The sequence below is a fragment of the Okeania hirsuta genome (genome assembly GCF_003838195.1).
GTDB lineage: Bacteria > Cyanobacteriota > Cyanobacteriia > Cyanobacteriales > Microcoleaceae > Okeania > Okeania hirsuta.
The window spans coordinates 1-1,031 of record NZ_RCBY01000621.1 but is presented as its reverse complement, the minus strand read 5'-3'; the positions used below and the strand labels follow the sequence as shown (position 1 = coordinate 1,031).

2 protein-coding genes are annotated in these 1,031 nt (G+C 38.7%); one reads left to right on the top strand and one right to left on the bottom strand.

The genetic code is table 11. The annotated features are described in order from the left end of the window. The coding region (locus D5R40_RS33280; protein ID WP_134239680.1) for a HEAT repeat domain-containing protein at positions 1-477 on the top strand (477 nt) is incomplete at its 5' end. On the opposite strand, the gene D5R40_RS33275 is transcribed toward D5R40_RS33280, so the two are convergent. Next, positions 434-1,031, bottom strand: a 598-nt coding sequence (locus D5R40_RS33275; protein WP_134239679.1) for a HEAT repeat domain-containing protein, incomplete at its 5' end; no start/stop codon positions are given. The genes D5R40_RS33280 and D5R40_RS33275 overlap by 44 nt on opposite strands.

The window sequence follows — 1,031 nt, the reverse complement described above, 5'->3', positions numbered from 1 at the left end:
GTGCGAGAACAAGCAATTCTACAATTAGCTACTGGTTGGAAAGATGAGCCAGAAACTTTACCCATGCTCAAACAATTAGTGCAGTCTGATAATAAATTTTTGCGACAAACAGTGGTTCAAAAATTAGCTACTGGTTGGAAACATGAGCCAGAAATTTTACCTATGCTCAAACAATTAGCGCATTCTGATGATAATTCAAATGTACGAGAAGAAGCGGTTAAACAATTAGCTACTGGTTGGAAAGATGAGCCAGAAATTTTACCTATGCTCAAACAATTAGTACAGTCTGATAATAACTGGCAGGTGCAATTTGAAGTAGTACGACAAATAGTTAGAGGTTGGAAACATCACCCAGAAACTCTACCAATGCTTCAAGAATCTGTAAAGTTAAATGTTAATTGGGATGTCCGAGCAGTAGCAGTAGAGCAAATAGCTAGGGGTTGGAAACATCATCCAGAAACTCTACTAATTGTTTGAGCATAGGTAAAATTTCTGGCTCATGTTTCCAACCAGTAGCTAATTTTTGAACCACTGTTTGTCGCAAAAATTTATTATCAGACTGCACTAATTGTTTGAGCATGGGTAAAGTTTCTGGCTCATCTTTCCAACCAGTAGCTAATTGTAGAATTGCTTGTTCTCGCACCCACCGATCATCATCAGACTGTACTAATTGTTTGAGCATGGGTAAAATTTCTGGCTCATCTTTCCAAGCAATGGCTAATTGTCGCACCGCTTCTTGTCGCACATCTGAATTATCATCATCAGACTCTACTAATTGTTTGAGCATAGGTAAAATTTCTGGCTCATTTTTCCAACCAGTAGCTAATTGTTGAACCGCTATTTGTCGCACCCACCGATCATCATCAGACTGTACTAATTGTTTGAGCATGGGTAAAATTTCTGGCTCATCTTTCCAAGCAATGGCTAATTGTCGCACCGCTTCTTGTCGCACATCTGAATTATCATCATCAGACTCTACTAATTGTTTGAGCATAGGTAAAATTTCTGGCTCATTTTTCCAACCAGTAGCT